At 44.1% G+C, this 24,378-nt stretch carries 21 protein-coding genes, 4 tRNA genes and 1 pseudogene; 10 read left to right on the top strand and 16 right to left on the bottom strand.

Annotated elements, in window-relative coordinates; all coding sequences use genetic code 11:
- Nucleotides 1-37: 37 nt before the first annotated feature.
- Both FTT75_RS12220 and FTT75_RS12225 read right to left on the bottom strand, forming a co-directional pair.
- Nucleotides 38-1,243, bottom strand: coding sequence for a CsgG/HfaB family protein (locus tag FTT75_RS12220; protein WP_180186503.1), 1,206 nt, complete (start codon nucleotides 1,241-1,243; stop codon nucleotides 38-40).
- On the bottom strand, nucleotides 1,237-1,614 hold the full coding sequence (locus tag FTT75_RS12225; RefSeq protein ID WP_005094089.1) for a hypothetical protein: 378 nt from the start codon (nucleotides 1,612-1,614) through the stop codon (nucleotides 1,237-1,239). Before FTT75_RS12225 ends, FTT75_RS12220 begins: the two co-directional genes overlap by 7 nt.
- Before the next feature lie 869 nt (nucleotides 1,615-2,483).
- On the opposite strand from FTT75_RS12225, the gene FTT75_RS12230 reads away from it, so the two are divergent.
- Nucleotides 2,484-2,960 carry a hypothetical protein gene (locus tag FTT75_RS12230; RefSeq protein WP_180086532.1) on the top strand — a complete coding sequence of 159 codons (477 nt, stop codon included), beginning with the start codon at nucleotides 2,484-2,486 and terminating at the stop codon, nucleotides 2,958-2,960.
- Nucleotides 2,961-3,013: 53 nt separating this feature from the next.
- Here the strand turns inward: FTT75_RS12230 and wrbA are convergent, their stop codons facing one another.
- Entirely contained in the window at nucleotides 3,014-3,610 is a 597-nt protein-coding gene (gene wrbA / locus FTT75_RS12235; RefSeq protein WP_074383568.1) for an NAD(P)H:quinone oxidoreductase, read from the bottom strand.
- A 114-nt stretch (nucleotides 3,611-3,724) separates the two neighbouring features.
- On the opposite strand from wrbA, the gene FTT75_RS12240 reads away from it, so the two are divergent.
- Nucleotides 3,725-4,972 (top strand): YihY family inner membrane protein, encoded by a 1,248-nt coding sequence (locus FTT75_RS12240; RefSeq protein WP_005168686.1) that lies wholly within the window; start codon nucleotides 3,725-3,727, stop codon nucleotides 4,970-4,972.
- Between the two features lie 30 nt (nucleotides 4,973-5,002).
- Here the strand turns inward: FTT75_RS12240 and yddG are convergent, their stop codons facing one another.
- The 4 genes and pseudogenes from yddG to FTT75_RS12260 form a co-directional block, all read right to left on the bottom strand.
- Nucleotides 5,003-5,890 (bottom strand): aromatic amino acid DMT transporter YddG, encoded by an 888-nt coding sequence (gene yddG, locus FTT75_RS12245; RefSeq protein WP_180186505.1) that lies wholly within the window; start codon nucleotides 5,888-5,890, stop codon nucleotides 5,003-5,005.
- A pseudogene (locus tag FTT75_RS12250) lies at nucleotides 5,887-6,824 on the bottom strand (DMT family transporter). The gene yddG and the pseudogene FTT75_RS12250 overlap by 4 nt, the downstream one beginning before the upstream one ends.
- Before the next feature lie 155 nt (nucleotides 6,825-6,979).
- The gene (locus FTT75_RS12255) at nucleotides 6,980-7,621 is read right to left on the bottom strand and encodes a fumarylacetoacetate hydrolase family protein (protein WP_005094098.1); all 642 of its coding nucleotides are present in this window, start codon (nucleotides 7,619-7,621) and stop codon (nucleotides 6,980-6,982) included.
- Nucleotides 7,622-7,663: 42 nt separating this feature from the next.
- Nucleotides 7,664-8,161 carry a YcxB family protein gene (locus tag FTT75_RS12260; protein WP_180186507.1) on the bottom strand — a complete coding sequence of 166 codons (498 nt, stop codon included), beginning with the start codon at nucleotides 8,159-8,161 and terminating at the stop codon, nucleotides 7,664-7,666.
- A gap of 160 nt (nucleotides 8,162-8,321) precedes the next feature.
- On the opposite strand from FTT75_RS12260, the gene FTT75_RS12265 reads away from it, so the two are divergent.
- The gene (locus FTT75_RS12265; RefSeq protein WP_180186509.1) at nucleotides 8,322-9,620 is read left to right on the top strand and encodes an SRPBCC family protein; all 1,299 of its coding nucleotides are present in this window, start codon (nucleotides 8,322-8,324) and stop codon (nucleotides 9,618-9,620) included.
- 105 nt (nucleotides 9,621-9,725) lie between these two features.
- Here the strand turns inward: FTT75_RS12265 and FTT75_RS12270 are convergent.
- From FTT75_RS12270 to FTT75_RS12285, 4 genes are all read right to left on the bottom strand, one after another.
- A tRNA-Arg gene (locus FTT75_RS12270) sits at nucleotides 9,726-9,802 on the bottom strand.
- A gap of 295 nt (nucleotides 9,803-10,097) precedes the next feature.
- A tRNA-Arg gene (locus FTT75_RS12275) sits at nucleotides 10,098-10,174 on the bottom strand.
- 48 nt (nucleotides 10,175-10,222) lie between these two features.
- Nucleotides 10,223-10,299: transfer RNA gene (locus FTT75_RS12280), tRNA-Arg, on the bottom strand.
- Nucleotides 10,300-10,315: 16 nt separating this feature from the next.
- A tRNA-Ser gene (locus tag FTT75_RS12285) sits at nucleotides 10,316-10,405 on the bottom strand.
- Nucleotides 10,406-10,668: 263 nt separating this feature from the next.
- Here FTT75_RS12285 and rnr point away from each other — a divergent pair.
- The 6 genes from rnr (at nucleotide 10,669) to FTT75_RS12315 (ending at nucleotide 17,475) form a co-directional block, all read left to right on the top strand.
- On the top strand, nucleotides 10,669-13,116 hold the full coding sequence (gene rnr / locus FTT75_RS12290; RefSeq protein WP_180186511.1) for a ribonuclease R: 2,448 nt from the start codon (nucleotides 10,669-10,671) through the stop codon (nucleotides 13,114-13,116).
- 79 nt (nucleotides 13,117-13,195) lie between these two features.
- On the top strand, nucleotides 13,196-13,543 hold the full coding sequence (locus tag FTT75_RS12295; protein ID WP_180186513.1) for a hypothetical protein: 348 nt from the start codon (nucleotides 13,196-13,198) through the stop codon (nucleotides 13,541-13,543).
- A 238-nt stretch (nucleotides 13,544-13,781) separates the two neighbouring features.
- Nucleotides 13,782-15,836 carry a M3 family metallopeptidase gene (locus tag FTT75_RS12300; RefSeq protein ID WP_180186527.1) on the top strand — a complete coding sequence of 685 codons (2,055 nt, stop codon included), beginning with the start codon at nucleotides 13,782-13,784 and terminating at the stop codon, nucleotides 15,834-15,836.
- Between the two features lie 40 nt (nucleotides 15,837-15,876).
- Nucleotides 15,877-16,086, top strand: coding sequence for a YheV family putative zinc ribbon protein (locus tag FTT75_RS12305; protein WP_171304310.1), 210 nt, complete (start codon nucleotides 15,877-15,879; stop codon nucleotides 16,084-16,086).
- Nucleotides 16,087-16,103: 17 nt separating this feature from the next.
- Entirely contained in the window at nucleotides 16,104-16,538 is a 435-nt protein-coding gene (locus tag FTT75_RS12310; RefSeq protein ID WP_005168705.1) for a hypothetical protein, read from the top strand.
- Between the two features lie 55 nt (nucleotides 16,539-16,593).
- On the top strand, nucleotides 16,594-17,475 hold the full coding sequence (locus tag FTT75_RS12315) for a DMT family transporter (RefSeq protein ID WP_074383575.1): 882 nt from the start codon (nucleotides 16,594-16,596) through the stop codon (nucleotides 17,473-17,475).
- 59 nt (nucleotides 17,476-17,534) lie between these two features.
- Here FTT75_RS12315 and FTT75_RS12320 read toward each other — a convergent pair whose 3' ends face one another.
- The 5 genes from FTT75_RS12320 to FTT75_RS12340 form a co-directional block, all read right to left on the bottom strand.
- Nucleotides 17,535-19,817, bottom strand: a complete 2,283-nt coding sequence (locus tag FTT75_RS12320; protein ID WP_180186515.1) for a TRAP transporter large permease subunit — start codon at nucleotides 19,815-19,817, stop codon at nucleotides 17,535-17,537.
- 197 nt (nucleotides 19,818-20,014) lie between these two features.
- Nucleotides 20,015-20,587, bottom strand: a complete 573-nt coding sequence (gene rrtA, locus FTT75_RS12325; RefSeq protein WP_180186517.1) for a rhombosortase — start codon at nucleotides 20,585-20,587, stop codon at nucleotides 20,015-20,017.
- Nucleotides 20,588-20,654: 67 nt separating this feature from the next.
- Nucleotides 20,655-21,695, bottom strand: coding sequence for a hypothetical protein (locus tag FTT75_RS12330; protein ID WP_005094123.1), 1,041 nt, complete (start codon nucleotides 21,693-21,695; stop codon nucleotides 20,655-20,657).
- 536 nt (nucleotides 21,696-22,231) lie between these two features.
- A complete protein-coding gene (locus FTT75_RS12335; RefSeq protein ID WP_180186519.1) occupies nucleotides 22,232-22,618 on the bottom strand; it encodes a hypothetical protein in 387 nt (128 codons plus the stop codon).
- Nucleotides 22,611-22,868 carry a succinate dehydrogenase assembly factor 2 gene (locus tag FTT75_RS12340; RefSeq protein ID WP_005094125.1) on the bottom strand — a complete coding sequence of 86 codons (258 nt, stop codon included), beginning with the start codon at nucleotides 22,866-22,868 and terminating at the stop codon, nucleotides 22,611-22,613. Before FTT75_RS12340 ends, FTT75_RS12335 begins: the two co-directional genes overlap by 8 nt.
- Nucleotides 22,869-23,051: 183 nt before the next feature.
- Here FTT75_RS12340 and FTT75_RS12345 point away from each other — a divergent pair, with 183 nt between their 5' ends.
- The gene (locus tag FTT75_RS12345) at nucleotides 23,052-24,224 is read left to right on the top strand and encodes an acyl-CoA dehydrogenase family protein (protein WP_180186521.1); all 1,173 of its coding nucleotides are present in this window, start codon (nucleotides 23,052-23,054) and stop codon (nucleotides 24,222-24,224) included.
- The last annotated feature ends 154 nt before the right edge of the window (nucleotides 24,225-24,378 follow it).

The following is a 24,378-nucleotide window of genomic DNA, read 5'->3' on the forward strand; positions in this document are numbered from 1 at the left end:
CTTCTGACAATGGGAGCGAGCCCATTTTCAAATCTTTTTAATCACGTTGAGTATTTGACCAGTAATTCTCTACTACCTCTGGATTGGCATCCCATAAACTGGATGACTTCTCCTCAGCTTGTTCTTTGTCAGCTTTTTCTTGACTATCTTTTTTGTCATTTATTTTGCTTGTAGGGGATGGGCGCTTAGTCTTACTAATATATTTAATCAGTTCCTGTTTGCTCATTTCAGGCTCGGCTTCAGGATTCTGAATCACCTCAGATTCTTTCTGCTTAGGCGGCTTGATATCTTTGCTGGGTGAATTGGTCGACTTGTTTTTTTCATTGGATGAATCTGCCTGACGTGAGGCCGATTCCTGAACAGGGTTGCTGGAATCGGTACTGATTTGTTGCTGATTTTTCTTATATTTATGCAAGGCAACAGAACTGCGAGTGAGATCTAAGCGACCAAATTCAGGTGGAATTTCCGCACGGCAACTTGCAAACACTGCCGGTGGCACGACCTGACTGAGTAATTCAAAAGTGGCCAGGTTCAACATTTGGCGTAAGGCAAAATTAGTCGCCTCTCGTTCTCCCTTGCCAATTTGAATATTTAACAGTGTACGACCCGCGAACCTGCCTGCACTCAGACCATAATCCTGTGCAGCAATCTGCTTTTGCAAGGAAACATTACCCACCACTTTACTGCTGCGGGTATCGGTCAGAGATAAATCCAAACCGACCATAATACGGGTTTGACTGTAATTTGGGCCAACTCCGGCAATTTGCATGTCAAAACCCCCACCCGGAATAAAATCCAGACTGTTAATACTGCCGGTGACATAATAATCGGAGGCCTGAATTTGCCTTGGATCACGAATCCCCCACTTGGCTTCACTTTCGATAATACGGGGGTCACGTCGGTTCATTAAACTGACGCCCGCCTGAAACAAGGCAGACTGCACCATATCTCCCGCACCCTGGGTCACCATTTTGCCACTTCCGCCATTGGTGACTACGTCTTTACCGGTTTGATCCAGAATCGCGCCAACAGAAAAACTCACATCACTACGCAGTTGCCCTTTGAGGCAGGAGAGCGCCATATCAAAAGGGGTAAAAATATCGGTAATGGGTGGTCCTTGCACCAGACTAACTGCTTTCTTGTTTGAGGGAGCTAAACCTGTACAACCTGTTAGAAACGAGCTAAAAAAAACAGGAATACTCAGAGAAAATATATATTTTCGGGTTAAGGAGAAATTCAGCATAGCGACTCTCCTGATTGAGTACTTAAATTAGGACAGCGCTGAGCGTTTTGATTGGTATTTGAATTGACAGGTGCTTCATTGAGTAATTCACTCGAAATATCGATGTTGTTGTCTGAACCTTCGACATTGATATTGTTGGTGGGTGTATTTACGGTACCTATAGAGGTGGTTGAGGTACTGTAAATAGTGGTTCTACCTAATCCAGAATAATAATCGGACTCCTTGAGCTCGATCAGATTGGCTTGAACTAGATTTTCATTGGAGCGGGCACTTGATGATTTCCAACGCTGCGTCCACTCATCAGATGTGGCATAAGCATTGTTTAAAAAACAAAAACATAATAAACCCAGATTGATGACTAATATTCTCATAATCTTAATATCCTCTGATCTAAGATATTTATTTAATTCTTGGGTTGAGTAAGATTAAATTTATCTGAAAAATATTAAATCACATAAAAAAATGAAAAGTAGAACCCAGCATTATTCACATATTTATTTATATTGATTAAAAAACCCATATATTTGTTTTTATTTATAATAATTATTTTTGTTATATTTTTTGATTTGTAAGAAATCATTATATCGAAAATATATGAATATAATAATCATCTAAAAAACTTGATTAAAATAATATATTTTTTATCTTATCAATAATAAATAAATTATCTAATCACGACCCAAATTATTATTTATTTTAATTTTAAAAATCTGTAAATTTTTATTTTATTAGAACTTCTCATTAATAATAATAAATATCACACTTTATTAAAAATACAATTAATCAATGAGAATGAAAACCACTTATAAAAAAATGCCGATTTTAAGCTGTTTTTTTGATAAAAAATGCCAAATAGCTTTAATGAATCCTTTCTGTTTGCAAGCTTTTGAGAGCAGCCAGCAAACCGTCAGCTGCTTTGAATATAAAGAAATGGCCAATCAGGCCTGTGTATAGATAGAGTACTGAGGAAGAAAAACCTCCAAAATCTTATAGTGTCCTGCATGATCGAAATAATTCAAAAATGACTCACGCAGATAAAAATAAATATATTTACAGCTGAAATACAATGTTTGAGCGTTAATTCAACTAGAATCAGGAAGGTAGGAAATGCTCCTGACCTCAGGATTCAGCATGTATATATGCTGTTGCAGCATATTATGAAGAGCTGCTGATCTAGAGAAAATTGCATCTCCTCCATAAACTTAAAACAAGTGAATACCAATCCTTGATGGAAAAACCTATGCAATGTCCTAAATGTGGTTCCACTGACATCGAACAGCGTGATCACGAACAGAATTTAAAGAAAATTGGTGGCATTCTCATGAGCTCGGCAGGTGCTACTGCGGGTACAGTCGGTGGTGCTGCTTCTGGCGCATCCGTTGGCGCAGCGATTGGTACTGTTGCTGGCCCCTTAGGTGTAATTTTAGGTGGGACAGTGGGTACTTTTGTCGGGGCAATCAGTGTTGGCATTACCGGTGGCGTAATAGGGAATTTCCTCGGCAAAAAAGCCGGGATTTCCGTCGACCGTAATTTATTCTTGGATTATCAATGTTTAAAATGCAAACATAGATTTATTCAAAAAGATCAAAAAGATCAAAAAGATCAAAAAGATCAAAAAGATCAAAAAGATCAAAAAGATCAAAAAGATCAAAAAGATCAAAAAGATCAAAAAGATCAAAAAGATCAAAAAGATCAAAAAGATCAAAAAGAAGATTAATATCATGAAGGAAATGAAGTGAGTGAGTTCTTCATTTCCTTGTGAGTTAATGCTTAAGACTGATTGAGTTTTAAAGCCACTTCAGCCAGTCGTTTGCCCTGTACTTCGCACAAAACTTTTTCATCTGGGCTTAAACCCTGATCATGCCGTGGGCCACTGACATGACTGGCACCGTACGGCGTACCGCCAGTCTTGGTATTGGACAAGGCAGCTGTAGCATTACTGAGCCCCATAATCATCATACCGTGGTGGAATAATGGTGGCAGCATAGTCAACAAGGTACTTTCCTGTCCGCCATGCATGGAGCCCGATGCGGTAAAGACACAAGCCGGCTTACCATGCAACGCGCCATTCAGCCATAGACTGGTGGTCTGATCCCAAAAGTATTTCATTTCTGAGGCCATATTGCCAAAACGGGTCGGTGAACCTAAGGCCAAGCCAGAACACTGGGCCAAATCCTCTAAACTGCAATAAATATCCCCTTCTGCCGGGATACTCGGCTCGGCTATGGTTACGACGCTAGAAATATTCGGGACAGTCCGAATTTTTACCGCCATTCCTGCCGATTCAACGCCATTGGCTATCAGATGTGCCATTTCTTTCGTTGAGCCATATTTGCTGTAATATAAAACAAGAATATAAGGTTGCATGAGGCTTCTTATTCATTACTTAAAAAAATAAAACTATACGATATTCTGTAACTTTTTTGGTTAAGCTAATGGATGAAAATTCATGATGATTAAAAAAATTGAGATTGGATGCACATGATTGTTGAGTATTTAAAAAAGTTACCCTTTTATGAGAAACACTGGTTTCAGTTTATTTTATTCGTACTTCGACGCTTTGAAGCAGACCGTTGTCGTGAGCAAGCCGGTTCTCTGACCTATACTACGCTTTTCGCAGTCGTGCCGATGTTGACGGTTTTCTTGGTCATTATTTCATCGATTAAAGCCTTAGAGCCTGCACGACAACAATTGCAACAGCTGATCTACAGTAACTTTCTACCCAAAACCACGATTGCCTTTGATAAAGCGCTGAATGCCTTTACCGATAAATCCAGTAATTTAACCGTGATTGGTATCCTGTTTTTATTTATTACGACCGTATTGATGCTCACCAGTATCGAAACGGCCTTTAACCGAATTTGGCGAGTGACTCAGACCCGAGGTGGAATCATCGGGTTTATGCGCTACTGGACTATCATTTCGCTGGGACCGATTTTACTGGGTAGTGCCTTCGTCATTTCATCAACCGTGGCTTCCATGAGTGTCCTCAGCAATAACTTTGCCGGGTATGAACTTAATGGTGCTTTTGTCCTCTGGGCCATTTCTTTTTCTCTGACCGTACTCGGATTTTTCATTCTCAACTGGACCATCCCCAATCGCAGTGTGCCACTCAAGTCTGCATTTATTGCCGGCCTGTTTAGTGCAGTGGTGTTTGAGCTGCTTAAAAACCTGTTCGGTTTTGTGATGTCAAACTTTACCAGTTATGAGATTGTCTATGGTGCATTTGCCGCTGTGCCGATCTTTCTACTGTGGATTTATTTATCCTGGAATATTGTCTTACTCGGCGTTGAGATCAGTTATGCCCTGACGGCCTTTGAATCTGGCCAGGATCATAAACGTCACCCAATCATCATGCTGCTGGATCTATTAGAGCTGTTTCATAAAAAGCAAAAAACTGGTGAGAGCATTAGTGAAGCAGAAGCATTAGATGCTTTGGGTCGTGATGAAATTGGTCGCTGGCCAAACTATGTGAGCATGTTTGAAAAACAAAATCTGATCAAACGTACCGATGACAATGAATATGTCTTGGTACGTGATCTGGATCAGGTGAGTTTTTGGGACTTTTATCTGCAACTTCCTTATCCATTGCCACGTAAGCATCACTTCACCGAGGCACATACCGAGGAAATCTGGATGCAGAAATTCTCGCCTAAGCTACAGGAAACCGATCAATATCTGGAAGAAAAGCTGAGTTTTCCACTTTCCGAATTGTTCCGGAATAAATAATCCTAAATCCTCTCGCTTGAGAGGATTTTTTTAAGTTGTTTGCGTAGACTTCCAGCAGACGATCGCACCTGCGGTCACCAAAGCAGTACCAATCCAAAAACTCAGCTCGGGTCGAATATCCAGAATCAGCATCGACATAACTGAAGACAGAATTGGCATAAAATAGGTGGCCAAAATCAGTACCTTGATATTGCCGTACTGCATGCTCTGATTCCAGTTACTATAAGCAATCCCGATCAGACTGCCTACTATGGCGATTTCCAGCCAGAGCTTCAATGAAGGCATCCTGAAAGGCTCATCCAAGCCCAGATGTAAGCCCCATAACGCAATGACGGCGACCACAAAAAAAATCGGTACGCCGTTTTGTCCACGACCATATTTTCTGGTCAGAATGCAATAACATGGCCATAACAAGGCACCGATAAAAGCAAAGCCATAAGCCCAAGGATTTTCAGCTAAAACCTGCATAAGTTTCGATAGATTGGTAATTTCAGGATTGACCACCAACATCAGACCGACTACAGCAAGCAAAAATCCTGGAATGACCCAAAGACGCGCCTGCAATTGCCGGGCAAATATCGAAAAGACAATCATCAAGGGTGGCCAGAGATAATTGATCATCGCAATCAGCATCACCTGTTCACGGTGATCCGACCAGGCAACTGCAACAAGAAATAGAATTTCATAAGCAACGAACAAAGCCCCACACCCCAATAGATAGCGCTTGGACATTTGCCTGATTTTAGGAAATCCAATCAATGCCAGAATCGCCAGACTACTAAAAGTGTAAATCAGGGCAATCCCCTGCACCGGACTGGTAGATTCGGTAATCAATTTGACCACAGCCACCAGACTGGCCCAGATCAGAATGGAAGACAGGCCAATCCAGGTGGCCAGTTTCATCGACAAGACGTTCATGTTTGCTCTTGAGGATTATTCGTTGTATTCGGTTTTTTCAGCCATCCCTGCAAGCTCACCAGAATCACGCCCAGCATGACCATACAGGTTCCAATAATAAAATTCAGTTCGATCTGTTCATCCAGAATCAACACCCCAAACAGCATGCCAAATACAGGCGTTAAAAAAGAAAATACGCCCAAACGTGAAGCCAGATAATGTTTCAGCATCCAGAACCAGATCAAATAACTGGCAAAGGAAATCAGCACGGTATGAAAGATCAGACTGGAAATAGACAGGGTCGTCCATTGAATGGTCGCTTGCCCACTAAAAAAAGCCAAAGGTAGCAATAATATGCCGCCCATCAATAATTGATAGAATAAGGTCTGGGTGGCAGGTGCTTCAGCCAGTCGGCTCAGACGTACACTGACAGTGGTGGCTGCCCAGAATATACCTCCGAGTAAGGCCAGAAAATCTCCCCACAAAGCATCGGTTTGTAAAGTAGAGCTTGTCTGTGGTCTGAGTAAAAAACTGACCACAATCCCGCTAAATGCCACGAAGATACCGCCCCATTGCACACGCGACAAACGCTCTGCCGGCAATTTCCAGTGCAGACCCAATGCGACAAAAATCGGCGCAGTATAAAGCAAAACAATGGTATGCGAAGCTGAGGTATAGCGTAGTGCTTCCCCAATCAGATGAAATTCGGTTGCGAACAGTATTCCGACCAGCAATCCTGCAGGCAAATAGCGGGTGCTCAAAAGCTGACGGCGCACGCTCTGCTGAATCAGGGGATACACCATGATCGCAGACAAGGCTGAACGCAAGGCAATTTGCATCAAGACTGAAATATCACTGGCCGCCCATTTCAGCACGACCTGTTGTAGCCCCACAACATACATAATACAAACATGATGGCAGATGCTTTGGCATCTAGCGCCTGACGTTGCTTCACCCCTACTCCTGTGACCGCTTTAAAGTGCCCACTATAATCTTCTCTGCGGTAAAACAATACTTTTCTATTATTTTGCCAGCGCTGTAAATATTTTAAAACTCGATAAAAAAGGACTGCGTTCGCAGTCCTTTCAATCAAAAAATAAACCGTTCAGCTTATTTAACCCAAGTCGTCCAGATATAATCCTGAGACTGGCCTTTCAGGATCATTTTTAACTGATCGCCTGCATGCAATGCCGCCACACCTGCGGGTGTACCCGTCATCACCACATCACCTTCTTCTAAAGTGAATACCTGGCTAATATCTGCCAGTAAAGTCGCGATATCAAAAATCAATAAAGCGGTATCGCCTTTTTGACGCAGTTCTTCATTCACCTCCAAAGTGTAATGCACATCTTGCCAGTCCGCGACCACATCATTCACAGGAATCCAGTCTGACAACAGACACGAACCATCAAAGGCTTTGGCACGTTCCCAAGGCTGGCCTTTTTTCTTGAGTTCATCCTGCAAGTCACGCAGGGTCAAGTCCAGACCTAAAGTCACCGCACCCACCGCTTGCAGTGCTTTTACAGGATCATTTTCTTTGCTTAAAGTCCGGTCAATACGCAAACTGAGTTCACATTCATAGTGGCAGTTGCCCCACTCCGGATTCCATTCAATCCCTGCATCGAGCGAGCCTAAGGCACTCGGTGGCTTAATAAATAAGACCGGACGATCAGGGATCGCATTTCCGAGTTCTTTGGCATGATCGGCATAACTGCGACCAACGCAGACAATTTTGGATGGGCGTGTACTCATGATCAAAACTTTCCTTTATTTGTCTTTATATCGATCTCTGGATTATTTTTTAAATGCATTCTCAAAAATGTTTTGCTCAGTCGCATCTTTAAAGGCACGTTTTGGCACAATGATGACGGTACGGTTTTTCAGTTCCAGCATATAGGTCAGTTTGCCGGCAGCAAAACTCTGCACTTCACTATACGCTACCAGCTTGCTACGCTCATTATTAAAAATCTCCGCATAGTCCTGATACAGATCAAGGCCTTGTTCACTCTTACCAAACTGATATTTGACGAACTGGCGTTTAAACATCATCGGCAGAAACCAGTAACGCATGATGCCTTGCAGGATCAGGAAGAATGCCCCCAAAGCCACGTAATAGCGTCCTACCCCGTCAAAGCCCATCGAAAAGCCCCAAAGGATAATCCCGATACTGACCAGAGGCGTCAGAAAACGTGAAATCTGCTTTTTGCCAAAAGTCGCCAAGGCAAAACCATCCTGAGATTCTTCTAAAGTCAGAAAATAACGGGTCGATAAAGTCGGTGCTGACTCAGTCATAGCATCACATCAAAAAAATAAAATCTTGCCCAATACTATAGCAAAATATGCACAATGCTTATGGCCTGACGCATCAATTACATAACTTTGCTTTGGAAAAACGTGTATTTAGTTTTAAATAAACAGCAATTAAAACAAAAAATATGCAACAGGATGTTGAATGAAAGGATTCAAGCAATGTATTGCAATCGGTATCTGTTCGGGTCTGTCTACTCTATCACTGGCCAAGATCATTCCCTGGGATGCAGAATTACCCAGTAGCCTGAGTGCTTATCCGGGCAATGCCCAACAATTGGCAGAATTAACAGGCGAAAGGATTCTGATTTATGCGCATCCGGTGACTAAAACCCAGCTTCCTACCTTAAACAGTAAGGCCACCAGCAAGGTACAATTTTATAGTGCCGCCGTGGTTTTGCCTGTGGCTGAAACACAGGTCGAGAAATTGCTACAGCATTATCCGGATTATGTTGGCCTGTTTCCGACTTTAAAGTCAGCCAAAATTCTAGAACAGCAAGGTTCGATTCAGCAGGTCAAATATCAGGTGCATATCCCCACACCAATTCCGATATTGAACTTCAAAGAAACCGTGGTGATGCAGCATCATCTGGGCAATAACAGCATCAGCACTTTAATTATTGATGCACCCATTCCTTATGGCGCGGGAAAACTGGAATGGTTCGCGCTTGATCCGCACAGAACTCTGGTGACAGTGACCCAGTGGGGCGACCTGAACCAGCCTAAAGGTTTTCTATTCAGTAAAATTCTCAATGCCCTGCCTGAAGCCAAACTTGGCATTCCTCCCGGTACCAACGCATTTCTACTCGAAGCACTGCAACAGCGTTTTAAAACCAGTCATGCCACAACACTCACCGCCCCGACTCCACAACTGAAATTTAATTCACAACAGCTACAGAAGATTGCCCAGCTTAGTCAAAAATCCGGCCAACCAGTCAGTTTTATTTTGCCCAGCTATCAGATTAAAGAAGGAAAAGCGTCAGAAAATTTGAGATTTAGCAGTACCTATCAATACTTTCCGCATTCGGTAGACAAGCTACGACCGTGGTTGGCTGCACAAGCCAGTCAACAGCTTTTCCCGCGCCAGATCAAGAAAGTCGAACTTAACCCGATCAATACCCAAAGTGTAGATGCCAACTATAAAGTTTCAGTGGGCTTAGGCGTGATTCAGATTCCATTTAACTTCAAGATGCGTTTTTACCAGCCCGATCCCTTGCAGAATCAGTTCAATGCCAATGGTGGCGACTTAAAGTTTGTCAAAGGCAGCATGAAGCTATTGCCGCAATCACAAGGTAATCTGTTCCAAATCACCAGCAGCATGAAGATTCATGATCAGGCACCGTTTTTATTAAGGGCCATGCGCAGTCTGCCCTATCACGATGTATTACCTGCGGTGGGTGGCAATACCGTCTATGCACTCAAGGTACAGCAAAAATTAAGATAATCAACGAATCGGTAGTTATTGGTTTTTTATATGAAAAAGCGTTAAATATTACAGACGTAAAAAAACCGCATCAATGTGCGGTTTTTTCAGAATTCTTATCAAGATTGGTGCGCTCAGAGAGATTCGAACTCCCGACCCCTTAGTTCGTAGCCAAGTGCTCTATCCAGCTGAGCTATGAGCGCGACGTCTTGATGGGGTGCATTATACGGATTTTTTAAGGCTTGTTAAGTGTTTTTTAATAAAAGCACAACCGAATGTATAGTAATTAAACGATACAGCAGTATTTACAGTTTTCTGTGAGAATTTCTGCACATTTAGAGCTAAAAACAATTAATACCATCCGGACTTTGACGCTGCATTCAATGTGGCGACAAGCTCCATTTCATCCTGATGAAAAGTACACAGCAAATACCGAGAAAGATGTCCCCAAATTTCAGGCACAAAAAAACCGCTATGAAAGCGGTTGATTGTTAAAGTTGGTGCGCTCAGAGAGATTCGAACTCCCGACCCCTTAGTTCGTAGCCAAGTGCTCTATCCAGCTGAGCTATGAGCGCGTAACTTGTGTGCCTAGGTTGGCAATACGTTTTTATGCTTAACTTACTTGGTGCGCTCAGAGAGATTCGAACTCCCGACCCCTTAGTTCGTAGCCAAGTGCTCTATCCAGCTGAGCTATGAGCGCGCGACATAAGTAAGCGTGGCGGTGAGAGAGGGATTCGAACCCTCGATACAGTTACCCGTATGCGTCCTTAGCAGGGACGTGGTTTCAGCCACTCACCCATCTCACCGTAACGTGCGGCCATAATACAAATTTCGGCATGGCACTGCAAGCGCAGCATCGAAAAAAAGTGCATATTTTTGCTCGTTTAAATACTTTTTAAGCAATTCAGCGATTTTTCGTACATTTTCCTGCTCAAAAAACCGAATAAATTTCCAGTTATCTAAAATGAACAGAAAATTGAAAACTTAAATGGATTATTGCAATCATTTACGTGCAGTCTGCGCACACATGTTTTATGCTAAACCTATCTCCTAAGATAAATTTAAAGACATGATGAAAAACTGGGTCGATCCTGAAGCAAAAGCTGAAGCCGAACGTTATGACAACCCTATCCCAAGCCGTACGCTAATTTTAGAAACCATAGAAAAAAATAATGCCCAGTCTCATGCCGACCTGGTAGAACATTTCGAAATCGCAGATCAAAAAAGTATTGATGCTCTCAGCCATCGTTTAATTGCGATGGTGCGTGACGGGCAATTGATGAAAGATGGTTATAAATTCCAGATTGCCGTCGAGCAGCCTGAATCCGAAGCGACGGTTTATATCAATTCCCGCGGGATGGGAACTGCCAACATTTCTGGCCAGGACGATCTCTTACTGGCTGAGCGTGAACTACGGCTGGTCTTTAATGGCGACCGTGTCAAAGTACGTCAAACTTCAGTAGACCGTAAAGGTAAAGCCTGGGGTTATGTGACTGAAGTTGTGCAGCACCGCGTTAAGCAGATCATTGGTAAAGTTTCCCTATATGAAGGTGAATACTTTGTTCAACCTGCTAGCCCAAATGCGCATCAGCCGATTACTCTTGAAAAAGAACTGATTGAACATGCGCAAGTCAATCTGGGTGATTCGATTCGCGTGGCGATTGATACTTATCCGACCCGTGAAGAATTTGCGACCGGTCATATTGTCCAGTCCATGGCAGATAAAGCCGATACCGAAATCATCATTCCACAAACCATTTTAGAATATGGTTTACCGTATGAATTCCCGGAAGAAGTGATTCAGGATGCAGAAAGCTTTAAAGAACCAACAGAAAAAGACCGTGAAGGTCGTGTGGATCTGCGTGATTTAGCTTTGGTCACCATTGATGGTGAAGATGCACGTGACTTTGATGATGCAGTATATGCTGAAAAACGTCCGGGCGGTGGCTATCGCGTGGTCGTAGCGATTGCCGATGTCAGTCATTATGTACGTACAGGCAAACCACTGGACGATGAAGCTCAGGAACGCGGAACTTCTGTCTACTTCCCGCACTTTGTTTTACCAATGCTGCCTGAAGCCTTGTCGAATGGCTTGTGTTCTTTAAATCCGGCTGTTGATCGTCTCTGTATGGTCTGTGATTTAAAACTGTCACGTGCCGGTCGTGTTACCGGTTTTGAGTTCTATCCATCCGTGATGCACTCTAAAGCACGTTTGACTTATGATCAGGTCGCCCAATATCTGGAAGGCGACAGTCAGGCCATTACCGAAGATCGCGAAGTTCGCAAGTCGATCAACACCCTGTTCCAACTCTATCAGGTTCTGAAAGGCTTACGTGCTGAACGCCATGCCATGGAATTTGAAACCGTTGAAACGTATATGACTTTTGATGAGCTGGGCGGAATTAAAGAGATTTTGCCGCGTAGCCGTAATGATGCGCATAAGCTGATTGAAGAATGTATGTTGCTGGCCAACGTGGCAGCCGCAGAATATGCATTGAAAAATGAAATTCCGATGTTGTACCGCGTACATGAGCCACCTGAGTTCTCGCGTATTCAAAAAGTCCGTGATTTCGTCAAGCTGCTTGGTTTGAAATTCCCGGAGCAACCGACCCAAGCAGATTATCAGGCGGTGATTGAAGCGACCAAAGACCGCATAGATGCACCAAGCATTCATGCGGTGTTATTACGCTCCATGATGCAGGCTTATTACGGCCCTAACAATGCGGGGCACTACGGTCTGGCTTATGAGGCGTACACACATTTCACTTCGCCAATTCGACGTTATCCAGATCTGTTATTGCATCGTGCCATTAAAGCGCATTTAAATAAAAAGCCATCTCCGCTTTCAGGTGGAGCTTTAGATGAAGCAGGAACACATTTCTCTGCCACTGAACGCCGTGCCGATGAAGCCTCTCGCTCGGTGACGACCTGGTTGAAATGTCATTATATGCAGCAGCATCTGGGCGAAGAATTTGTTGGCATCATTAGTGCGACAGCAGAGTTTGGCCTGTTTGTGACGCTAAAAGACCTGTATGTGGATGGTATGGTGCATGTCAGCCAGTTGGGCGATGACTTCTTTGTCTTTGATCAAGTCAGCCAGAATCTGGTCGGCCAGAATCGTGGTCAGGTCTTTGGTCTGGGCGATGAAGTCAAGATCAAGGTGGCTGGCGTCAATCTGGAAGAGCGCAAGATCGACTTTGAACTGGTACAGCAGCTCAGTCATGCCGGCCGTGCGATCCGTGCCCGTGCGCCGCGCGTGAGCGAGAAAAAACCGGCAGTACGTCCAGCAGCAACAGAAGAGGTTTTTAGCAAGAATGAGCGCGAGTCTAAATCCAGCCTGAATGCCGATGGAGAACAGCCCATACGACGCAAAAAAGCCAAAGGAGAACCCAGCTCTTACAACAGCAAGTCTGCTAAAAAATCTGCAGCAAAGCCTGAAGCAAAGGCTAAAGATAAAGTAAAGAAAAAGACCAAAGTGAAAAAGAAAAAGTCGAATGCAAAAGCCAAGACTGAATAATTTTTGACGGTATAAAAAGAGCGCTAAGGCGCTCTTTTTTATTTATAATCAAAATATTAAAATAGGAAAAATTATAAGAATGAATACCATAACTATTTTTACTTTGATCATTTCTTTAATGGCTTTGCTTGTGACTTATGCCGTATTTAAATCTGATCAGCAACCACAAATTATAGTTTTTGCTCTTCCGCATTACGGTAAGCAATCTTTCATTCAACTACAGATAAAGAATATAGGAAAATCCATTGCCTATAATGTACAAATATCGAGTGATCAACCCATTCCTAAACGGGCCTTCGGAATTAAAAAATTAAATGCTTCAAAAGATTATTTTGATAGCGGTATTTTCAAACATGGAGTCAAAGTATTTCCACCCAATCAGAGCTATATATACGATTGGGGACCGGCGGCCTCAGAGAGGCTTTAGATAATAATCCTATCACCATGAAAGTCACGTATTGGTATCAGCACCCTTTAAACTTATGGAAAACTCAAATCACTGATATTTCCATCATCGATATAAATGAACTAGAAGCCTTACCCTGATCTGATGGTGGATTTATTGAACAGCTTCAAAATATTAAATACAAAGCTAGAGAAAAAACTTTAACTACCTTGATTTCCCCCACCAAAGGCCCTACATCTAGACTGAATATAGAAAATTAATTTGGCAGACCGACATGACTTTAGAAAAGGCAACTTTGCCTGTTCCACAATTTGATCAGATTACCCTGGCCGATCTCAAAGAAAAAATTGAAACAACCATTCAAGCCGGACAAAAGTTTTTAAATGAACTGACTGACACGCCAGACTCGGTTCAGGCCCAACTTGAGATTCTGGAACAGGTCGATACCCTCGAAAATAATATGAGTGAATCCTGGGGCGTGTTATCGCATCTGAATGCCGTGATGAACAATGCCGAAACCCGTGACGTCTATCAAGCCTTATTACCGGGTCTGAGCGAATACTATACACAACTAGGTCAACATACGGCGCTGTATCAAACTTATCAGCATGCTCATGATGCATCAATTTTTAATGAATTACCTGCAGCCCAGCAAAGTGCCATCAAACTGGCCTTACGTGACTTCAAACTGTCTGGTGTGGCCTTAGAAGGCGAAGCGAAGAAACGTTATGCGGAAATTTCTGCACGTCTCTCACAACTGTCTTCGGACTTCTCCAACCATGTGCTGGATGCAACTCAGGCTTATTTCAGACCATTAGCTGAAGATGAGTTAGCGGGTCTCTCTGAAAGTAATATTGAGCTGTTAAAACAATATGGCCAGCAACGCGAGCTGGATCAGCCGGTCGCTACGCTAGATTTCCCGTCTTATCTGGCAATCATGACCCATGCGGAACATCGTGAACTGCGTGAAGAGCTGTATAAAGCCTATACCACGCGCGCTTCAGATCAGTCCGAGCAGACTGAATTTGACAATACCGCCTTAATTGAAGAAATCCTCAGCTTACGTCAGGAAATGGCCAAGCTGCTCGGCTTCAACAATTATGCAGAATTGTCTCTGGCCAGCAAAATGGCGCCAAGTGTAGAGGCAGTAGATGAATTCTTGCGTGATCTGGCAGAGCATGCCCGTGCGCCAGCAACCAAGGAAATTGCAGAACTAAAAGCCATTGCCGCTGAAGATGGTATTGATGAACTGAAACCTTGGGACAGCAGCTATTATTCAGAGAAGCTGAAAATGCAGCAGTTTAACCTGTCACAGGAGGCGCTGAAACCTTATTTCCCTGCACCAAAAATCCTGCAAGGCCTGTTCAGTATTGTCAATCGCCTGTATGACATTCAGGTGATTGAACGTGAAGCGCCGGTTTGGCATCCAGAGGCGCGTTATTTCGAACTGGAAGATCAAGGTCAGGTGATTGGCGGTTTCTATTTTGACCTGTATGCGCGTCAAGGCAAACGTGGTGGTGCCTGGATGAGCGGTTTCCGTTCGCGCATGCAGACCCGTGATGGCCTGCAAAAACCGATCTGCTATATGGTGGGTAACTTTACTCCACCTGTTGGCAACCGACCTGCACTGCTCACGCATGATGAAGTAATTACCCTGTTCCATGAATTTGGTCACGGCCTGCATCACATGCTGACTGAAGTGGACAATATCGCGGTGGCAGGTACGCATGGCGTGGCTTGGGATGCCGTGGAGCTGCCAAGCCAGTTTATGGAATTCTGGGCCTGGGATCAGGACAGTCTGAATCTGCTCAGTGAACATATTGAAACCAAGGAATCTTTGCCGGCCGACCTACTCAAAGCCCTGCTCGATGCACGTTTCTTCCAATCCGGCATGCAAACCCTGCGTCAGCTTGAATTTGCCTTGTTTGACTTGAGTATTCACCGTGCCAATCCGGCTTCAAATGCTGAACAGGTTCAGGCCACACTGAATGAAATTCGTGAAAAATATGCAGTTCTGCCCACCACCGACTATAACCGTTTCCAGCACAGCTTTAGTCATATCTTTGCCGGTGGTTATGCAGCGGGATATTATTCCTATAAATGGGCCGAAGTTTTGGCCAGTGATGCCTTCGACCGTTTCGAAAATGAAGGGATTTTTAATACCACCACTGGAAAACAGTTTCGGGAAAATATCCTCGCAGTTGGCGGAAAAGACACAGCACTTGACGCATTTATCAATTTCCGCGGACGCGAGCCAAAAATAGATGCATTGCTACGTCATCAAGGTTGGACGAACCGCTCTAAAAACGCTTAAACTAGCTTTTTAAGTTGATCACAAGGTGAGTATGATGACCATTAAACGTCGTTTCATTGCAGGCGCAAAATGTCCAAAATGTCAGGCGTTAGATCGTGTCGTCATGCTGACCTCTGGTGAAGATGAATGGATCGAATGTATTGAATGTGGTTATGAAGAAAATCGTCCCACACATGTTGACCAACCAGAAACACCAGCTGTTCCAGATGAAATTGGCGTGATTCAGTTTAAACCTCGTTCAGTAAAATAAAAATCAAGGTTCAAGCTATGTCAGTAGAACAAAGAAATAACCCCAAACTTTTAATGGGGATTATGGGGGCTTTAGTTACTGTCGTTGCATTGGTATTGCTATATCAGTGGTTGAATGCCTCTTCCGGTGAAGCGGAACGCATACATCAGGAAGATATCGCAGCTGTTCCGGCAGCAAAACCTGCGGCGAAAACTGAAGAAGATACAGCGGCAGCGAAAGCAGCTGAGGCGATCGAAGCTAAAGCACTGGTATCAGATCAGCTGTTAGATGCACCGGTGCCGGAGAATGCCAGTTTGGCCAAAGAAGAAGTGGCTAAATTAGATGACATCCAAGTTCAGCTCAATGAACAAAAAGCCACACTGGATGCGCAGCATAGCGATGCCGACCAGTTGATTCAACTGAAAGAGGAACAGATCAAGTTACTTGAAGCACAACTTGCTCAAAGCCAGTAAATCTCGACAGTATTTCAGCTAGAATATCGTCAGATCTTCTAGCTCAGTTGTTTCCATGTCTGCCCCAACCGCTCCGCATCTGCTTAAAGCCATTCTGTTACTGACCTGCTCTGCTTTTCTCTTTTCAGTCATGGGCGTGTGTATCCGTTATGCCTCGGCAACGGTTGATAACGCCACCGTGGTCTTCTTTCGCAATTTTGTCGGGCTGTTTATTTTCCTGCCCTTCATTTTCAATAAAGGCATTGGTTTTTTCAAAACTGAAAAACTATGGATGCACACCTGGCGCGCAGTGGTCGGACTGACTGCCATGTACGGCTTTTTCTATGCCATTGCCCATTTAAAACTCTCCAATGCCATGGTCTTCACCTACTCTTCTCCGATTTTTATTCCTTTGATTGCCTGGCTATTTCTCAAGGAAAAAATAACAGCAAGCATGTTAGTCGCCGCTGCAATTGGTTTCATCGGGGTACTCTGTGTTGCCAAACCGGATTCGGGTTTAATTAACCTGATGTCGGTCATTGGTTTGAGTGCGAGTTTTCTAGCGGCGATGGCTTTTGTCACGGTTCGGGCACTGACTAAAACCGAGTCTCCGGAAAAAATTGTATTTTATTTCTGCTTTATTGGCACCCTGATTTCAGTGATTCCGATGTTCTGGCTATGGCGGCCTTATACTCTGACAGAACTCAGCTATCTGATTACTGCCGGCATCCTGGCCAATTTTAGCCAACTGTTTATGTCCAATGCATATAAGCTGGCTCCGGCAGGACAAATTGGACCGGTCAACTATGTGGCAATTTTCTTTGCTGGTATGTGGGGATTTCTGTTCTGGCAGGAAGTTCCGGACCTCTATAGCCTAATCGGGCTGGGGTTGATTTTCTGCGCGATTCTGCTGTGTAGCCCAATCCTGCAAAAGCGCCTGAATTCATCTAAAATCTGAGCCAAGAATTCAGATTAAATTAAAAAAGCACCCGTAGGTGCTTTTTTAGTGTATATCTTTTATGGATACCAACCGAACAGCTTAAAGACATAAGGCACATAGGCGATGATCAGCATTGCAGGCAGCAGCACAATCACCGGTAAAATCCAGCGTTCATAACGGTAGTAAAAAGACAGATGGCGTACTTCTGCATCCGCTTCAGCCACTTCGGCATTGCCAATGGATTGTCTGGCCAACAGATGGTTCAGTGCCACCGGTGGCGTCACATAGCCCAGTTCAAAGCCAATCAGGGTGATCATCCAGAAATGCACCGGATGAATGCCGTATTGATAAGCCACTGGAGCAACAGTCGCCGAGATCAGAATCACCGCACCAAACGGATCCATAATCATTCCGACAAAAATCATCAAGCCGACAATCAGGGAAATGACCAGAATAGTACTGCTGATATCGGTTGGAAACGCTTCCATAATTTCCATACGTTCCAGCAAGCCACCGACACTCACAGAAAGTGCCATCAGGATCACCAGCGCACCAATATGCCCCACGGTTTCACTGGTGGAGATATGCATTGACTTCCAGAAACCCACCTTGCGCAGGATTTCTGTAGCATTTGAACGCCTTACACCATGATCAACAGCCAATTCTTTATCTCGCTGCCCCGCATGCTCTGCTTCACGATATTCTACATTGGCCACGCTAGCAGCTGTCGCCAGTTCAGGGGTATTTCTCGAATGTAAGGTCGCATTCAAAGTCTCATCCCAATGACCGACCGGTGGCAACGGTGCCGGTTCATGACGTAATTTATCATATAAGACAATCATCAGCAGAATGACCGGCATCATCACAGGGGCGGTAAATTCATTCAGGTCTGTCGACAAAGCATATTTGTAGAATAGCCAGATCAGAATAAAAATCACGATATAAGGAATAATCGCAAGGAAGGCACGACCTGATTGAGGAGCTGCGATGGTTGGTGCGGCAATCCGGAATTTATTTTCTGCAAAGAATAAAGAAATTACCAGGAATAAAGTCGAGCTGAGCAGGAAGACATAAATCCCATAGTGATAGAGCAAATCAGTAGTTACTTCTTTATTCAGTGATGCTACCACGACGATCAGCAAGCATGGACGTAAGACCACACCCAGTGAACCGGACATTGCAGTGGCGGCCAGTGCAAACTGACGGCGTCCACCTGCATTCCAGACTTCCTTATAAATGATCGCACCTGCGGCAATCACGAAAATCCCTGATGCACCGGTATAGGCAGTCGGTAAGGCAGCGGCCAGCAGAATTAACCAGGTCAAGGTTTCAGGGGCCAGATTCCATGGACGCAGAATATTCAGGAACATATCCACGACCCGGGTCTGTTTCAGCAACATACCGGCCCAGATAAACAAGGCCAGATTCAGGAAAATACTGGAAAACTCGACCAGTTGCCCCAGATAAATCCCCTGTCCCATTGGATAATCCATAAAGAAAGTGAAATTTATTCCTGTAATAATGGCCATATAGGCATACAGTGGCACACTCAAAAAGGCCAGACCAAAACTACCGCCCTCACGCGTTGGTTTTGGTTGTTTAACCACCTGATATAAACTGATCAAGGTTAAGCTGCTAAACAGAATCATCCACAGCCAGTAGATGTATTTCATCTCGCCCATCGGTACGCCCGAGTTCAGCACAGACTGGTATTGACTGTAGGATGAGAATGCCAGAAAAGCATTACCCAGCAGCATGGCGACCGAATAGACTTTAAAATCGATACCTGTACTTGGACTACGCAGACCAATATGATGGGTTTTTAGGGTGGCACTGATCGCAGCGAATACCACCATGATGACCAAGAGCAAGGCCCGGTTCTCAGTGCCAAACTTGAATATTCCAAAGAAAGACGTTTCAAAGGCCCGATAAGCCCGAATACTCGGTTGTGCTTCGACATGTTGAATGGCTTTATCGTAGAACAGATAAGATTCTTCACAAACCTGCTGTGCCTGTAATACCGCAGCCCGGACATCCGCTTGCGAGCGCACGCCGAAGAAATCAGCATATTCATCGGCTGCATCGGCTTTCATCTGCTGCTGAACACGCTGATCGACATTGATATTGCGTTCACATTGTGGCCGCGTCGGTTCAGCCCTTAGAAATGAATATTGCATTCCGGTTGCCGGATCACCGTAAATACGCTCGCCCATACGCAGCAACTGGCCGTGAATCATTTCCCCGGTGCCAATAATCAAAGTGAGCAAAAGTAAAACCAGCACGACGAAGGTCGAGATCCACTCTGTCCATATATAACGCAACAGACCTAATCCTGATCTGTTTTGATCATCATTTTGCATGTATATTCCTATTTTTATTTTAGCGGCCTAATGCTTGGTCTAGGACGCCGATCTTCCCTTCTGCCCCGAAAATTCCTTTTCAAAGGTCAGGATCTTTATTCTATGTTTTGACTTTGCATCAAAATCAGCACAATAAAAATGACAATTTATATTTTCTTTTTGTATTTTCTGCCAAGTAAATGATTTATCTCTGCACTTTAATTATCCCGAAAATAATTGCTCACGATATAGATCAGCGCCAGAATCACGCCCCAAATCACACCAAGTAAATGTGCCTCAACCAAAACCGGACTGCCGATCAGCTGCGCCGTTCCGACATTGCCAATGGTGTTTTCCCAGACCAGTTTGGCAAAAATCAAAAACAACACCAGCGCCGCAAAACCGCGTTCCCGTTTATACAGCAAATGCACACACGCCACTGCCACGTAGGCGCCATGCAGTACGCCCGACAAGCCGGCATAGGCTTCAATATTGGGTAAGAAAAAATAAAAACTTAAACTGATCAGCGGCGGCAAGATCAGTAAAATGGCACAGAAATGCCAGACGGTGGCGCGTGGAAAAATGAAAGGCAAACAGAGAAAAGCGAGAATATTCAGAAAATAATGAATCCAGCCCACATGCACCCAATGCGCTGTCCAGAGTCGCCAAAATTCACCTAACAGGCTCTCTTGCCAGTAGATGAAACTATCCTTGAAAATTTGCAGACATGCACAGAGAGAGACAAAAGCCGCTAGAAAAATAATTTTTCGTCGAACATGTTGATCTAGCATCAGCTTATGCTTCTCCCTAACCATCTAGTTTAATTTCATCCTTAAAATTCTATGCAGGCTATCTGGGTTACAGGTCTGCACTGAACAGGTCATCGAGTTCCGAAGAGCTGTCTGATTCATCCCAGAAACGTTGCATGCCATCATCGGCGCTGCGCACACCAGTATTTTCTGTCCAGTAACGATCTGAAATTCCACCGACCATAATCGCTGCCATACTGTCGATCAGCTTGAACTGTGGATTTACCGGCTTTTCCTCAGTACGGGCCTGCGCAAAGGTTTTTAAAGCATCGCGGATTTTGGCATCGTCACCACTGGCCTGTGCTGCTACAGCATATAAAGCATGCGATAAACGTACACCTTTTTGCTCACCAATTTGTGTAGATTGTTTTAATGTTTGGTAAGGATCAGGTTTACCATCGCTTGCACCTGGTAATAAAGTCCAGATCACAGCACGCGTAGCATTCGGTGCTCCCCAGAATTTGGCATTATCCAGACAGGTCATACCACGTTCGACCACAGCAGCGATATCTTTGGGTACATGCACTGCGCCGCCGGAATTAATATCATTGGTCATGGCTTGTAAACCGCTGAGCATGCCCAGCAGATAAACCGTTTGCTCCATATCGCTGTTCATGCGCGGGCATTCTTCACCCAAGGCTTTTTGATATTTTTTTTCATAACGGCTCTGGAACAATTGATAACCGGTATATTGACGCTGTGCCGCTAGAGCCGCCCAGCGTTTCTGCTCGATTCGCGCATCTTGGGCTTCCGCTACCTGGTTGGATTTTGAAGCACGCAAATAGCGTAACTCGGCTTCCAGTGCTTTTTGCTCAGCACAAATACCAGCAGCTGAATACATCAACACGGCCACCCGCGTTGGATCTGCCCCCATTTCTTTGGTCGCCATAATGGCCGGCGTTAAAGAATTCCCTGAATTACATACCATTTCAGCATCATCCATGGCTAAAATTGGCGGGACAATATGGTTTTCGGTAAAACCCAGTGCGACATTGGCACCGGTTTTAATGACATGGGAACACCCCGTTAATACTGTTGTTGTTATTGCAATGGTCGCCATACCTTGGCATATTTTACGGACGCCTGACATTTTCCTGTCCTCTATAATTGTGATTATGTCCATCTTTCTGTTAAAGATATCAGAAGCATTTTGTGAATAAAAGAGTATTTACTCTAATCTGGACCAGACACTGTGCCATCAAACTGGCCGACTGCAATTGACTTGATCTGTTGAATTCCCAAATTTTGGGCAAAAAAAAGTAGCATTGCGACGGTTCAGCACATGCTACTTATTAACTGTACAAACAGAGAGCCGGTAATAACTCTGCTTGATTAAGATAAAAATTTATCCTTCAGCACCATCGCGAATTGTCCAACCACCAAAGCTGAAACAATCACTACGATCAAAAACATCCACACTGGAGATTCTATTGAATTCTCCCGTATTTGCTGTTGGTGCGTTCAATGTACAGGCTAAAAATAAAACATAGGCGGGAAATTGTCATACAATTTATCTTACTGATAAGTCATTATTATTTTCTGTCTGACAATGAAAGCGTATTAATGATCTAAGTATCTGTTTTATTGAAACTTCAATCAAGTGATTAAAATAGCGTTGTCTGACAACTAGATAAGTTTGGTTAGAGCTTTCAGGGATTTCCATTGTTTTAGCGGCAATTGGTCACACCAGATCAATAAAGGCTGAGCCTTGGCGTGCTGAAAATACACCACAATATAAGCTTGATGATCAATCACATGACTAACACATACCCGACAGGTGGGCCGAGATTTGGCCGTCAATGACCATTTACGTCCATCCAGATATTCAAACTGTTCAATCTGGGGCGTCTTGCGATAAAACAGCTGATAAATCACCAGTCCCATCGCAGCAGACAGCAGCCAAATCGTAATCGGCAGTAGCTGATACAGCAGGTACATCAACAGTGCAAAAATAAAAAGCTGAAACGCCAGTGCACAATAACTGCGTTTCAGCTTGAAACAGCGATTATCCATGGACGTAAAATTTAAGCTTCTTGATCAAATCTTTTAATTCAGGACGCGGCGGCTCAGAGACTTCCATAAACCAGTCCAGCAGATCTGGATCTTCCTGATCGACCAACTCAGCAAACATCTGCTTTTCAAATGGATCAGCAGTTAAGTAGTAGTTTTTTACGTAGGGATCAAAATACACATCCAGCTCTTTTAGACCACGACGCGCGCGATAAATCACTTTGCGCTCTTCTAAGGTGATGTCATCAGTCATCGAATTTCCCCAATTCGTTATAAACCGGAATAGTTTACCTGAAGCCATCGCTGAATTTCGAGGGATTTCATATAAATGACCAAAAGCATCAGCATATTTAAGTTATTTGAACATTCCGCTCATTGTTGCTGATCTATGCTTGACCTACTTTAAAGCAAACAGATCAGAATAAGGAATAACAAGATGCAATCTGCAGCTATTCGCCCGCTTGCCCCAATGCTACCCCGCCAGCTTTTTACTACCGAACATGAAGCATTTCGTGAAACCGTACGCAAGTTTTATGAAAAGGAAGTTATTCCGCATAGCGAGCGCTATGAAAAGCAACAGCATGTGGATCGAGAGCTGTGGAATAAAGCCGGTGAGCTTGGATTGCTCTGCGCTACCATGCCTGAAGAATATGGCGGTTCTGGCGTAGATCGGCTGTATAGCATGATCTTGATTGAGGAACAGGCCTATGCCGGAGATTCAGCCACCGGTTTTTCCCTGCATTCGGATATCGTCGCCAATTATCTGCTGAACTTTGGTAATGAAGCCCAAATGCAGCAATGGCTACCGAAAATGGCATCTGGAGAAGTCGTCACCGCCATTGCCATGACCGAACCGGGAACCGGCTCAGACTTACAGGCAGTGCGTACCTCTGCGGTACTGGATGGCGATGACTATGTGATTAATGGATCCAAGATCTTTATTACCAATGGCTATCTCTGTGATATGGCGATTGTGGTCTGCAAGACCGGTCATAGTGACAAAGGCTCGGCCAATCTCTCATTGATTATGGTCGAAGCCGACCGGGCCGGATTTAGCAAAGCTAAACCGCTGAATAAAATCGGCATGAAAGGTCAGGATACCTGCGAACTGTTCTTTGACAATGTACGCGTACCACAAGAAAACTTGCTCGGTCTGGAAGGCATGGGCTTTATGATGCTGATGAAAGAACTGGCTTGGGAACGCCTGATTGTGGCAATTATGTGTCAGGCTGGCGCTGAAGCTGCTTTCGCACATACAGTGAAATACACCAAGGAACGTCAGGCCTTTGGCAAGAGTATTAGCCATTTTCAGAATACCCGCTTTAAACTGGCAGAAATGCGTACCGAAATCGAGTTTTGTCGCGCTTATCTGGATCGCTGCATGGAGCTGCAACTCAAGCAAGAATTAGGCATCGATGCCGCTGCTGCGGCCAAATATAAGATTTCAGAAATGTATAGCAAGGTGGTAGATGAATGCCTGCAATTGCATGGTGGTTATGGCTATATGCTGGAATATCCAATTGCCCGGGCCTATATCGACAACCGTGCCAACCGGATTTATGCTGGTACCAACGAAATCATGAAAGAACTGATTGCACGTTCACTGTAAACTGGACGCATAAAAAAGGAGTCACTCAGGCATTGCTGTCCCACAATTTTTCACAAGAGGAAGCTCATTTGTGCTTCCTCTTGTTTTATGGGTATTTTATCGGGTGAAAATAAAGCTTTTAAAGTTCTTCTTTCAAACAAATTCACTTGAATTA

Source organism: Acinetobacter sp. YH01008, from assembly GCF_013420435.1.
Taxonomy (GTDB): Bacteria; Pseudomonadota; Gammaproteobacteria; order Pseudomonadales; family Moraxellaceae; genus Acinetobacter; species Acinetobacter pseudolwoffii.